Raw genomic sequence first — 12,343 nt, forward strand, 5'->3', positions numbered from 1 at the left:
TAGATTTTCCACTTAAATTGAAAATGGAGCTTGTTTGGGGGGAGATAAGGGGAATTTTTCCCCTTATGCATAGAAAATCCCCCCTATTTTTGATTTTTTTAAGTTAATAGAGGGAATTTCTCCTCTTATTTACGCTCTTTTTAGCCTTCCTTACAAATTAAGGGGAATTTTTCCCACTATTCATCAGCTCGGAAAATCCCCCTGCTTCATTTTTAGGGACTTACCTGAGCCCCTTTGTCATAATCAGCGGATCTTTACATCAATAAATTCCTTTTCGGGGGGCTGTTCCTTTATCCAATTCTCTAAAAGCGGGCCATCCACTCCATACACCGGATCTTTGTCTGGAAGAGGTACCTCCTTAATATCTTCAATAGCAAGAAGCCGCTCCTCTTCTTTCCCTTTTCTCAGGTTGTACTCCATACCGTCGGGATAAGCTCCGGCAACCTCAAAATCCTCGCTGGAATCCAGTTTCTTATGCCCGGTGCCAGCTGGAAGGACCATCACATCACCCGGTTCCACGTTGAATTCTTTTCCTTTTTCGCCGCCAATCTGAAGACGGGCTGTCCCTTTTATAACGCCAAGCACCTCATGGGTATTGCTATGATAATGATGATAAGGAAAAACTCCGCCGCTCCAGCTGTTCAGCCAGTTGTTTTTGTTAAAAATTCCTTCTGTCTTTTCTGGATCTTCAGCAAGAGCTCCTTTATAGATCATGACCGACAGGGAAGGATTATTTGGGATGCTGCCGTCATCTTGAAAAACATGAGTTTCTACTGTAAGCTTTTTCATTTGAGATCCCCCAGTTTTTATTTTGCTAGAAAAATTCCCTTTAATCTAAAACCTTAAACTATCCTCACAGCGAAAAAAGACTTGCCAGCTGAAAAATCAGCCCGGCAAATCTCATCTGGTATCGGTATACATGCTGAATTTTTTCTCAAGGCGTTCCTGACCAAAAGATACAATTGCGCAAATGACCCAGTAAATACATGCGAGCAATATATACATGGTCATATAATCAAACTCTCTCCCGCCTACAATCTTTCAATCACCGGAAATCCAAAGTACAGAAGAAAGAGGATCACAAGAATTGGAGCACCCCTCATGAATGAAATATAAACCCTGACAGGCCATTGAATCAGGAGGGAGGAAGAGGTACGCCCCAAAGCCAAAAAGAAGCCGAGCACGAGGCCGGCTCCCATACTGACAAAGGAAATGAGCAGTGTATACCCGATTCCCCGGAGGATATAGGGGAAGGATTTTACAGCCAGCTCAGGATTGAACAGGTATTGCCATTGTATGCCATTTGGCTGACAGGCTGCAGCTTAGAGGGTGTAATAATAAGAAATGAATTGTTCTTCTTTTAAGAATCCAAACTTTTCATAAAGGCTTTGAGCACTCAGGTTATCATGAGCAGTCTGAAGGGACAGGCCTTTTGCGCCGGTTTTTTTAGCATATCCTGAGGCAGCTTCCAGAAGGTTTCTGCCTGCCCCGGACTTTCTGGCGGTTTCATGGACATATAAATCGTTCAGGATATAGTCCTTTTTCATAGAAACCGACGAGTAGACTGGATACAGCTGAGTAAATCCGATATACTCTCCGTTTTCTACCGCAGCGAAAATTACGGAGTCTTTATGTATAAAGCGCTCTAATAAAAAATCCCTTGCTCCCTGTGGGTCGGAAGGCTGCTGATAAAACATGCGGTATAAGTTGAAAAGCTCTGCAATTCCTTCTAAATCCCCGATCGTGGCTTCGTAAACATTCATTCCTAAACACCTCGTCAATTAATTTGGGTTGAGGCAATATCTACGGTTGTGATTTTCATAGTATCACATGTGTTGTCCGGAGAATTAAGGCCGGGCAGCAGCCAGGCTTTGCTCGACCATCTCTAAAAAAATAAGCATGACACCGGGATCATCGGTAAGCTCAGGATGGAAGGAGCAGGCTAAAAGCTGTCCCTGCCTGGCCATGACAATTTTGTCTTCAAAGCGGGCTAATATCTCCACATGAGGTCCGGCTTCCACAATATAGGGAGCACGGATAAATACCGCAGGGAAGGGATTTAACGCGCCTTCTATAAGAAGTTCAGCCTCAAAGCTTTCCTTCTGCCGGCCATAGGCATTCCTCTGGACGGTAACATCCATTAAGCCGAGATGAAAATCCCTGATTCCCGCTAGCCTTTTTGCCAGGAGCACCATTCCTGCACATGTGCCAAATATAGGTTTCCCGGCTGCTGCGAAGGCTCGGATCTTATCCATGAATCCAAAATGATCCATCAGCTTCCTCATCGCCGTACTTTCTCCGCCAGGCATAATCAAACCATCCACTGCATCGAGCTGGCGCGGACGTTTCACCGCGACAGCGTCATGGCCGGCCTGGGTTATCTGTTTAACATGCTCTTCCACTGCGCCCTGCAGTCCAAGCACTCCGATTATTGCCATGATGATTGCTCCTTTCGCCTTCGAGTCATAAGCCAATCAGTCCATGGGAAGAAAGGCGCTTCCCACGGCCTGCTCGTCTTATGCTTGTCGGGTCTCTGCTTTTCATTGAGAAATTGTTTTTAAAAATTGTATGTGCGACATTCTGCTATTTACAAGTTTTGTTTGAAAAGCACCGCTTTCCGCTTTTTAATTCACCATCCTCTATCTTGCATTCTGTCTTGTGGTTGGAGTTTGGTGATTTCGATTCCTTTCATGGCGGTTCCTAAGTCTTTGGATAGTTCGGCGATTAGGGTGTAGTCCTGGTAGTGTGTGGTGGCCTGGACGATGGCTTGTGCGAATTTTTCCGGGTTTTCTGATTTGAATATGCCGGATCCTACGAATACTCCGTCAGCTCCGAGCTCCATCATGAGTGCGGCATCGGCTGGTGTGGCTACTCCGCCGGCAGCAAAGTTTACAACTGGGAGACGTCCTTCACGCTTGATATCCAGCAGCACATGGTAGGGGGCACCCAGGTTTTTTGCCTCGGTCATGAGTTCGTCATCACTCATGCTGACGACTCTGCGGATTTGGGCATTTACGGTGCGCATATGGCGGACAGCTTCCACAATATTTCCTGTTCCAGGCTCGCCTTTTGTGCGGAGCATGGAGGCTCCTTCTCCGATTCTTCTGGCTGCTTCACCTAAATCGCGGCAGCCGCAGACGAACGGAACGGTGTAAGTATTTTTCAGCAGGTGGAATTCTTCATCAGCAGGAGTGAGAACTTCACTTTCATCTATGTAATCTACGCCCATGGCCTCCAATACGCGAGCTTCCACGATGTGCCCGATGCGTGCTTTAGCCATGACAGGAATCGAAACAGCATTCAGCACTTCTTCCACAATTCGGGGATCGGCCATTCTTGCCACGCCGCCGGCTGCACGGATATCTGAAGGAACCCGCTCCAATGCCATTACTGCCACAGCTCCTGCAGCTTCCGCAATCTTGGCCTGTTCTGCATTAATCACATCCATAATGACGCCGCCTTTTTGCATTTGGGCCATGCCTCTTTTTACACGGTCGGTACCAGTTAAGATCTGGGTCATTTTAATTCCTCCTAAGTTGTTGAAAAATTTAATATACTCAGTATAAAATCGTTTCTGACTTGATTGAAAGTGTCAGTTTCATTTAAAATGATGAGGTCAGTTTTGAACGGGGGATAAAAATGGATATGTTAACGTTTGGGCTGGAACGTTCAGGGGACAAGCGTCTTTATGAACAGCTCTATGACCATATAAAGCAGGAAATTACTGAAGGGCGCCTGGTCTTTCAAGCGAAAATGCCATCGAAAAGAAAGCTGGCTGAATTTTTGCAGGTCAGCCAGAATACCATAGAAGCTGCCTATGACCAGCTGGTTGCTGAGGGGTATCTAGAATCTATTCCGCGCAAGGGCTATTATGTGATGGCATATGAAGAGCTTGAATTCAGTGGCGCCAAGGAACGGAGCAGGTCCGCGGCTAACGAATCTAAAGAAGATGATTTCTATCATTTTCATCCGAGCCGTATTGATGCGGCTCCTTTTCCCTTTGCAAGGTGGCGGAAATATGCAAAGGACATGATCGGCGAAGAAAATCAGGATTTGCTCCTTCTAGGAGATTATAAAGGGGAGCCTGCGCTTCGGAGGGAAATTGCCTCTTATTTGTATCATTCAAGGGGAGTCATATGTTCCTTAGAACAAATTATTATTGGTTCTGGAACGGAATACCTGCTTCCTCAGCTCGTTCACCTGCTTGGGGAAGCCGCCGTTTATGCCATTGAGGATCCAGGTTATCAGCTTACCAAACATTTATTGAGCAGCAGGGGGAAGGAAGTCATTCCTGTCGAAGTGGATCAAGAGGGAATCAGTGTGGAGGGGCTGAAACGGACCGCTGCCGAAGCGGTATATGTCACACCCTCCCATCAGTTTCCCTTTGGAAGTGTTCTGTCCATAAACCGCAGAACCCAGCTTTTGAAATGGGCGCATCAAAAAGAGAACCGGTACATCATTGAAGATGATTATGACAGTGAATTCAGGTACAGCGGGAAATCGATTCCTTCGCTGCAAAGCATGGATAAAGGAGAAAAAGTGATTTATCTCAGTACGTTTTCAAAATCGCTGATGCCTTCCCTGAGAATAGGCTACATGGTTTTGCCGCAGTCTCTGCTACGAAGATATGAACATGAATTTTCGTTTTACAGCTCCAGTGTGTCACGCTTTGATCAGCACATACTTGCTGCTTTTATGCGGGAGGGAGATTTTGAGCGGCATTTAAATAAGATGCGAAAAATTTACCGCAGGAAATTAGAAACTCTCGTAGAAGTCTTAAGGCCATACCAGGGTACCATTGGCATCATCGGGGAAAGTGCCGGCCTCCATGTGATTTTGACGGTCCGCAATGGAAAGAGTGAAGATGAGCTGATTGAACAGGCAGCAGGGGCAGGCATCCGGATTTATGGCCTCTCTAAATATTCTCTTCTTCCCGGAAAAAGAGAAGTACCACATATTGTGCTCGGATTTGCAGGCATTCCCCAGGATGAGCTGGAAAAAGGCATCAGGATGCTTGTGTCCAGCTGGGGATTCAGATAGATGTTTGCGTTTTCCCTGAATCTATAGTCAAAAGGCCGGATACTCCTCGTATTCCACCTAAAATTATATACCCAAAACAAACACTGGTTTGGTAAGATGGTACTATCAGCCTTTTTTGAGTCAGCGTATATGCTGGACAAAGAAAACTGGGTTTTGGATGAAATTTTATATGCAAATGTGAGATTCTACTATATTTAGAGAATAAATAAAAGGGTAAGAAAAAGATGTGTAAATTTGTAAAGAAGGAGGGGGCGATACTTGCTTAACAAGGTAAAAAACAAGTTTCCTTTTCTATTGCTTATGCTCGTTCATCCGCTTTTAGGATTTATTTATAAGCTGTTAAACGAAAATCCCCGCAAGGCAGCCAATATTACGACTGCTTTTGATCAGCATATACCCTTTGTTCCAGTATTCATTCTTCCCTATATGATTTGGTATGGGTATATATTTGGGTATTTAATTTACTTTTGCTTTAAGGATACAAAAGTATATATAAAATCTTTAATCACCATTACCATCGGTGAATGTATCTGCTTCATCGTATTTTTCTTCTTCCAGACCACTGTAATCCGTCCGGAAATTACCGAAGGAACACCCCTTTATGATTTAGTATCGTTTATATACAAAAGTGATATGCCATATAATTGCTTCCCAAGCATCCATGTCCTGACCACCTATGCGATTATGCTGGCATCGCTTCATATCAAGAACAAGCATATCATCCATAGCATTCTGATCCAGGGGATGGGCAGCCTTATTATCCTATCCACTATGTTTGTAAAGCAGCATGTCGTCTGGGATATGGTAGGTTCTATGATTCTCGTATGCTATATTTACGGAATCACCTTTGAAATCTTTAAGATCCGTGTATCGGAAAAGGCTAAAACCATTGAAATTAAAAACGATTGAAGCTCAGCTGTCTCCGTACAGGACCTATAAATCCTGGCGGAGACGGCTTTTTTTGATCAGGGAAGAATCTGCATGCCCGTTTGCTTAGAACCATGTATAAAACAAGCATTCATTCACAAAATAATATGGACCATGTTAAAGGGAGTGAAGGAAATGAATGCAAACCGAGTAAAGCAGATCTTATCTTCATCCGCAGAGATTGATGTGCAGTATAATGGCGTCTCTGTCTGGATTGACAGCTTAAACGAGGACGGGCGGACGGCCACGGTCCATGCCAGGGATATGGAAGAAAGAACGATTGTGGAGATAAATGAGCTGCAAGAAATCTAATGATGGAGAAGGGCCCCGCTTATAGCGGGGTTCTTCTGTTTATCTATTAGGCATAATTTTTTGTGTGTAATAAAGGGAAACCTGTCCTTTTCGTTCGTAAAAAGAGGCGGTATTCTATACTATAGAGTTATATCCTGGATGTTTGGAGGAGTTTTTGTTTTGGAAAACCAGGCGCTCATTGCCGTCACGATTTTTCTTATTACATATGCAATTATCATTACTGAAAAAGTACATCGCACCATAGTATCCCTTATCGGCGGACTTCTTCTGATTATGTTTGGGGTATTAACTCAGGAGCAGGCCATCCACCATATTGATTTTAATACGATCGGCCTGTTGATCGGGATGATGATTATTGTCTCGATTACGGCAGAAACCGGAGTGTTCACCTATCTGGCAATCAAGACAGCCAAAATTGCCAAGGCCGACCCAGTGAGGCTTTTGGTCGCACTTGCCCTTCTCACAGCGTTGGCATCTGCCTTTCTTGATAATGTCACAACCGTCCTGCTGGTGGTTCCTGTCACCTTGAGCATTACAGCGAAGCTGAAGGTGGATCCCATGCCGTATCTCATCTCGCAGATATTGGCTTCAAATATAGGCGGGACCGCCACTATGATCGGCGATCCCCCTAATATCATGATTGGGAGCGCTGTGAAGGAACTTACGTTTCTCGCTTTCATCAACCACCTCATGCTCATCAGCTTCTTTATTTTATTGGTGACTGTTGCTATATTTGCATTTCTGTTCAGAAAGAAGCTAAAAACAACAGCAGCTTTAAAAGCCGAGCTCATGAAAAGTGATGAGAAAAAGGAAATCAAGAACAGCCTGCTGTTAAAGAAATGCCTGTTTATCATAGGACTCACCATACTTGGGTTCTTCCTGCATCAATTTATACATATCGAAACGGCAGCCATTGCCCTTTTTGGCGCTTTCCTTCTTTTGCTTCTGACAGGAGAGGATCATCTGGAAAGCTCGCTCGAGCGTATAGAATGGACCACTCTATTTTTCTTCATTGGGTTATTTGTCATCGTAGGCGGACTGGTGGATACTGGAGTGATTAAATCCATAGCCAAAGAGGCCCTTGAGATTACCAAAGGAAATCTTGCTTCTTCTTCTATGCTCATTCTCTGGGGCAGCGCGATTGCCTCTGCATTCGTTGACAATATCCCATTTGTGGCGACCATGATTCCTTTAATACAGGATATGGGGTCAATGGGTATTTCCAATCTGGAGCCGCTGTGGTGGAGCCTGGCTCTCGGTGCGTGTCTGGGAGGGAACGGGACCCTGATCGGTGCCAGCGCCAACCTGGTGGTAGCAGGACTGGCTGCAAAGAAAGGGCACAACATTTCATTCGTGAGGTATTTATTGATCGGCTTCCCATTGATGCTGGTCTCCATCCTCATTTCTACGGTTTATGTTTATTTGAGGTATTTGTTATAGTATGGATTTAGATAAATAATAGTTGAACTGTTTTTTGGGGTATGATAGAATCATTGCACAATATGTAGTGATTTTCTAAGGTTTTATAACTAAATATAGATACCAGTGCTGGTGTCCTTTTAAAGGACTTAATAGGGAATCCGGTTGAATTCCGGAACTGTCCCCGCAACTGTAAATGTGGACGAAATAAAATGACCACTGTATGAGAGGCTTAGCGGTTCTTATATGGGAAGGTTTTAGAGTAGGAAGAAGCATGAGTCAGGAGACCTGCCAGGCTGGATGAACGTTTCGATTTCTTCGGGGGTTGAGAAGATGAAACGATAGTTAAATCCGGCTGCAGAAACGCCTATCTTTCTTTTGCTATCGTTTGATCCGCTCAGTTCCTGGGCGGTTTTTTTGTTTTAAAAAAACGAAATGGAGATAGGAGTGGAAGGGATATGAGTATTTCTTCAGAGAGTGGAGCGGCATTGGCATATATAACAGAATTAAAAGAGGATTATCCTGGATTATCTTTTGATGCTTTGGCTAAAAGAATCTCTTCTCAAGTATCAGAACAGAGCATGGACGATATGATCCTGGAATGTCTGGCGAATGTATCGGAGTATGAGCCTGAATGGTCTTTTGTGGCAGCAAGGCTGCATCTTAAAAAGCTTTACAAGGAGAGCATGGAAAGCAGAGGAGGAACGGCTGAAGGTTACAATTCGTTTTACCGCCTCATTGAGTATATGGTTTCTGCTGATATTTATCATGGAGATTTATTGAAATTGTACAGCCGTGAGGAGATTGATGCCCTTGGGGAAGTGATCGTCCCAGAGCGGGATCAGCTGTTTTCATACATAGGAGTAAAAATGCTCTCGGACCGCTATCTTGCAAGAAGCAGGAGCGGCGCCTTATTTGAGCTTCCGCAGGAAAGGTTCATGGTCATCGCGATGACACTCATGAAAAAGGAACCATGCAGCCGGAGGATAGACCTGATTAAAGAAGCGTACTGGGCCATGAGCAATCTGTATATGACCGTTGCGACACCGACTCTTTCGAATGCAGGAAAGAATTGGGGCCAGCTTTCCAGCTGCTTTATTGATACGGTGGATGACAGTCTTCAGTCGATCTACAACAGCAACACAGACATTGCTAATCTTTCGAAAAACGGCGGCGGGATCGGAGTGTATCTTGGGAAAATCCGGAGCAGGGGGAGCGATATCAAGGGCTTTAAGGGAGCCTCTTCCGGTGTGATTCCCTGGATGAAGCAGCTGAATAATACGGCTGTCAGTGTAGATCAGCTCGGCCAGCGGCAGGGAGCAGTCAGCGTCTATTTGGATATCTGGCATAAAGATATTTTTTCCTTTCTGGATGCCAAGCTGAATAATGGGGATGAACGGTATAGAACCCATGATTTATTTACTGGCGTATGCATTCCTGATTTATTCATGGAGCAGGTGGAATCAAGGGGGACCTGGCATTTATTTGATCCTCATGAGGTGAGGACGGTGATGGGGTATTCCCTGGAAGAGTTTTATGATGAACAGAAAGGGAATGGGAGCTTTCGGGAGAAATATGTGGAATGCGTCCAGGACGAAAGGCTGTCGAAACAGGAGGTCCCGGCTATTGAGATCATGAAATCCATCATGAGAAGCCAGCTTGAAACAGGGACCCCATTCATGTTTTACCGGGATGAGGTCAACCGGATGAATTCAAACAGCCATAGAGGCATGATCTACTGCACGAATCTATGTACAGAGATCACCCAGAATCAGAGCCCTACCATCCAGACGGAGGAGCAATGGAAGGATGGGAAGATTATCATTGAAAAAATTCCCGGCGATTTTGTCGTCTGCAATCTTTCCTCGATCAACCTGGCACGGGCTGTGACCCATGATGTTCTAGAAAGGCTTATCACCATACAAGTGAGGATGCTGGATAATGTGATCGATATCAACACCATCCCCGTGGTCCAGGGGGAAATCACTAACAAGAAATACCGTGCCATCGGTCTTGGGACTTTTGGCTGGCATCATCTCCTGGCCCTGAAGGGAATCAAGTGGGAAAGCGAAGAAGCGGTGGGTTATGCAGATAAGCTGTACGAAGAGATTGCCTTTTATTCCATCCGTGCAAGCAAGAATCTGGCTGCCGAAAAGGGGGCGTTTCCCTTGTTTGCGGGTTCAGACTGGGAGAGCGGTGAGTACTTCCAAAAAAGAAATTATACGGACGGAACAAGCAGCCTTCCTTGGAACGGCTTAAGAAATGAAGTTGCTGGAATAGGGATGAGAAATGGCTATGTGATGGCAGTGGCGCCCAATGCGTCCACGGCTTTGATTGCCGGCAGTACGCCAAGCATTGACCCGATTTTCCGCAAATTTTATTCAGAAGAAAAGAAGAATTATAGAATTCCCGTAACGGCGCCTGATTTAAACGAGAGTACTACCTGGTACTATAAATCTGCCTACCTGATGGACCAGGAATGGAGCATCAAACAGAATGCGGCCCGCCAGAGGCATATTGACCAGTCCATTTCTTTTAATTTTTATATCCAACATACAATCAAGGCCAAGGATCTTCTCGCACTGCATATAACCGCCTGGAAGAGCGGCCTGAAAACCACGTATTATGTACGATCCACGTCTTCTGACATTGAAGAATGCGAATCATGTGCAAGCTGATGGAGGAAAAACTTATGAAAAATATGATCATAAAGCGTCCGCTGATGGACAAGGAGGGGCCTAACCGTTCAACGGGTATTGTCAATGGGCAGTGCTCCAATATCCTGAATTGGGATGATGTCCGCTTTTCCTGGGCCTACCCCAAGTATAAGAAGATGCTGGCCAATTTCTGGACGCCATTTGAAATTAATATGTCTCAGGATATTAAGCAGTTTCCGGAACTGTCCCAGGATGAGAGAGAGGCCTTTTTAAAAATCATCGGACTTTTGGCACTCCTGGACAGCATCCAGACGGATTATGCGGGAAGGGTGGCCGACTATTTAACAGACTCGAGTCTGTCCGCTCTAATGATTATTCTGGCGCAGCAGGAGGTGATTCACAATCATTCCTATTCCTATGTTCTGTCCAGCCTGGTACCGAAGCAGATGCAGGACGAAGTGTTTGAATTTTGGAGAACAGAGGACATCCTGGTGAAAAGGAATGACTTTGTGGCAAATGGATACAAGGATTTTGCGGAAGCACCTACCGTTGCCAATCTGCTTACATCCATTGTTTATGATGTGGTTCTGGAAGGTCTCTTCTTCTACTCAGGATTCGCCTTCTTCTATCATCTTGCGAGAAATCAAAAGATGGTTGGAACCAGTACAATGATTAATTATATTAACCGGGACGAACAGCTTCATGTCGATCTGTTCGTAAAGATATTCAAAGAAATATTGAGGGATAATCCAGAGCTGGATACAAGGGAGCTCAGCCAATTTGTCACAGAAACCTTTAGAACCGCAGCTGATCTGGAAATTGAATGGGCGAGACACATCATCGGATCAAGGATTTCTGGCATTCTTCTCAGCGATGTGGAGGATTATATAAAGTTTTATGCCAATGCCAGGGCCAACCAGCTGGGCTGTGAACGGCCGTTTGAGGGCTACCGGACCAATCCCCTCCGCTGGATCAAGGCATACGAAGACACCGACCTAGGAAAATCTGACTTCTTTGAACAGAAATCCAGGCAGTATGTGAAAGTCAATATAGATAATGGCTTTGACGATTTGTAGGAAAAAGGCTCCTTGCTGATGCAGCGAGGAGCCTTTTTATCGTTTTCTATTAAATGGGAGGAGCCGCCACGATATGGCTTCCCAGTTCCCGTAATGCCTGCACTTTCTCTTCTGCCGTTTCTTCATCTGTAATGATAAGGTGAAGCTTGGATAAAGGCAGGACTTTTGCAAAAGAGGCTGTTCCGAATTTCTGGTGCCCTATTAAGCAGATGGTTTTTCTTGAATGTTCAGCCACGATACGTGTACTTAAGGCCGTTTCCGGAGTGTTCGTGCTAAGCCCCGTCCGGGAAAGGCCGCCGCCGGTCAAAAAGCAGAGATCCAGATTGAAATTACGGATGAATTCCTGTGAGAAGGCATCCGTAATATTGCCTGATTTTTTGACTTTCCCGCCGATGAGATAGCAGTCAATATGATCTTTTTCCCTCAATGCATCGGCAATCCTGATGGAATTGGTAATGACCGTGAAAGGAAGATCATTCGGCAGATAAGTAAGCATCATATAATGAATGGATGCTCCTCCTATAAAAATCGTAGAATTCTCTTCGATATATGAAGCTGCTGCTTTGGCGATGGCCTGCTCGGTTTTTGCGCCTTCCTTATATCTGACAGCGGGGGGAGGAGGGGTAATTCTGGTCTGCATTAAGGGAATGGCCCCCCCGTGGGTCCTTGTCAATAAGCCCTCCTCCTCCATTGAGTGAAGATCCCGTCTTATCGAATCAACAGATACATGAAACATTTTGGCCAGGTCCTTTGCCAGTACCCGTTCATTTTCCTCAAGAAGCTGCAGGATGACCTTTTTTCTTTCTTCTGAAAACATGGATTGCACTCCTCGACACTGTTTCCTCCATTATTGCGGTTAATTTTTCTTCCTGTCAATTTGTTTTGCTGGTTTATCTGTTTTTGTGCAGGAAT

The 12,343-nt window shown here is 45.0% G+C and carries 11 protein-coding genes, 1 pseudogene and 1 riboswitch; of the genes and pseudogenes, 6 read left to right on the forward strand and 6 right to left on the reverse strand.

Annotation, left to right across the window (positions count from 1 at the left end):
- Positions 1-243 precede the first annotated feature (243 nt).
- The 5 genes and pseudogenes from H539_RS28005 to pdxS form a co-directional block, all read right to left on the reverse strand.
- Complete coding sequence (locus tag H539_RS28005) at positions 244-789, reverse strand: cupin domain-containing protein (RefSeq protein ID WP_051348483.1); 546 nt, start codon at positions 787-789, stop codon at positions 244-246.
- A gap of 111 nt (positions 790-900) precedes the next feature.
- Positions 901-1,298: pseudogene (locus tag H539_RS30650) on the reverse strand (ABC transporter permease subunit).
- A gap of 24 nt (positions 1,299-1,322) precedes the next feature.
- A complete protein-coding gene (locus H539_RS0107105; protein WP_026692953.1) occupies positions 1,323-1,763 on the reverse strand; it encodes a GNAT family N-acetyltransferase in 441 nt (146 codons plus the stop codon).
- Positions 1,764-1,847: 84 nt separating this feature from the next.
- Positions 1,848-2,438 carry a pyridoxal 5'-phosphate synthase glutaminase subunit PdxT gene (gene pdxT / locus H539_RS0107110; RefSeq protein WP_026692954.1) on the reverse strand — a complete coding sequence of 197 codons (591 nt, stop codon included), beginning with the start codon at positions 2,436-2,438 and terminating at the stop codon, positions 1,848-1,850.
- A gap of 191 nt (positions 2,439-2,629) precedes the next feature.
- Complete coding sequence (pdxS, locus tag H539_RS0107115) at positions 2,630-3,520, reverse strand: pyridoxal 5'-phosphate synthase lyase subunit PdxS (protein WP_026692955.1); 891 nt, start codon at positions 3,518-3,520, stop codon at positions 2,630-2,632.
- A gap of 119 nt (positions 3,521-3,639) precedes the next feature.
- On the opposite strand from pdxS, the gene pdxR reads away from it, so the two are divergent.
- The 6 genes from pdxR (at position 3,640) to H539_RS0107145 (ending at position 11,431) form a co-directional block, all read left to right on the forward strand.
- Complete coding sequence (pdxR, locus tag H539_RS0107120; protein ID WP_026692956.1) at positions 3,640-5,040, forward strand: MocR-like pyridoxine biosynthesis transcription factor PdxR; 1,401 nt, start codon at positions 3,640-3,642, stop codon at positions 5,038-5,040.
- A 258-nt stretch (positions 5,041-5,298) separates the two neighbouring features.
- The gene (locus H539_RS0107125) at positions 5,299-5,949 is read left to right on the forward strand and encodes a phosphatase PAP2 family protein (protein ID WP_026692957.1); all 651 of its coding nucleotides are present in this window, start codon (positions 5,299-5,301) and stop codon (positions 5,947-5,949) included.
- 153 nt (positions 5,950-6,102) lie between these two features.
- Complete coding sequence (locus tag H539_RS0107130) at positions 6,103-6,279, forward strand: H-type small acid-soluble spore protein (protein ID WP_026692958.1); 177 nt, start codon at positions 6,103-6,105, stop codon at positions 6,277-6,279.
- A gap of 159 nt (positions 6,280-6,438) precedes the next feature.
- Positions 6,439-7,719 carry an ArsB/NhaD family transporter gene (locus H539_RS0107135; protein WP_026692959.1) on the forward strand — a complete coding sequence of 427 codons (1,281 nt, stop codon included), beginning with the start codon at positions 6,439-6,441 and terminating at the stop codon, positions 7,717-7,719.
- A gap of 92 nt (positions 7,720-7,811) precedes the next feature.
- Positions 7,812-8,008: riboswitch (cobalamin riboswitch) on the forward strand.
- A 148-nt stretch (positions 8,009-8,156) separates the two neighbouring features.
- The gene (locus H539_RS28015) at positions 8,157-10,376 is read left to right on the forward strand and encodes a ribonucleoside-diphosphate reductase subunit alpha (RefSeq protein WP_051348484.1); all 2,220 of its coding nucleotides are present in this window, start codon (positions 8,157-8,159) and stop codon (positions 10,374-10,376) included.
- 14 nt (positions 10,377-10,390) lie between these two features.
- A complete protein-coding gene (locus H539_RS0107145) occupies positions 10,391-11,431 on the forward strand; it encodes a ribonucleotide-diphosphate reductase subunit beta (RefSeq protein ID WP_026692960.1) in 1,041 nt (346 codons plus the stop codon).
- 49 nt (positions 11,432-11,480) lie between these two features.
- Here the strand turns inward: H539_RS0107145 and H539_RS0107150 are convergent, their stop codons facing one another.
- Entirely contained in the window at positions 11,481-12,248 is a 768-nt protein-coding gene (locus H539_RS0107150) for a DeoR/GlpR family DNA-binding transcription regulator (protein WP_026692961.1), read from the reverse strand.
- Positions 12,249-12,343 lie beyond the last annotated feature (95 nt).

The sequence above is a fragment of the Peribacillus kribbensis DSM 17871 genome, from assembly GCF_000430765.1.
Taxonomy (GTDB): domain Bacteria; phylum Bacillota; class Bacilli; order Bacillales; family DSM-1321; genus Paraperibacillus; species Paraperibacillus kribbensis.

Coding starts and splice junctions, on each gene's coding strand:
- pdxR (WP_026692956.1), top strand. CDS start 3,640: ATGGATATGTTAACGTTTGGGCTGGAACGTTCAGGGGACAAGCGTCTT.
- H539_RS28015 (WP_051348484.1), top strand. CDS start 8,157: ATGAGTATTTCTTCAGAGAGTGGAGCGGCATTGGCATATATAACAGAA.
- H539_RS0107150 (WP_026692961.1), bottom strand. CDS start 12,248: ATGTTTTCAGAAGAAAGAAAAAAGGTCATCCTGCAGCTTCTTGAGGAA.
- H539_RS0107145 (WP_026692960.1), top strand. CDS start 10,391: ATGAAAAATATGATCATAAAGCGTCCGCTGATGGACAAGGAGGGGCCT.
- pdxS (WP_026692955.1), bottom strand. CDS start 3,520: ATGACCCAGATCTTAACTGGTACCGACCGTGTAAAAAGAGGCATGGCC.
- H539_RS0107130 (WP_026692958.1), top strand. CDS start 6,103: ATGAATGCAAACCGAGTAAAGCAGATCTTATCTTCATCCGCAGAGATT.
- H539_RS0107105 (WP_026692953.1), bottom strand. CDS start 1,763: ATGAATGTTTACGAAGCCACGATCGGGGATTTAGAAGGAATTGCAGAG.
- H539_RS28005 (WP_051348483.1), bottom strand. CDS start 789: ATGAAAAAGCTTACAGTAGAAACTCATGTTTTTCAAGATGACGGCAGC.
- pdxT (WP_026692954.1), bottom strand. CDS start 2,438: ATGGCAATAATCGGAGTGCTTGGACTGCAGGGCGCAGTGGAAGAGCAT.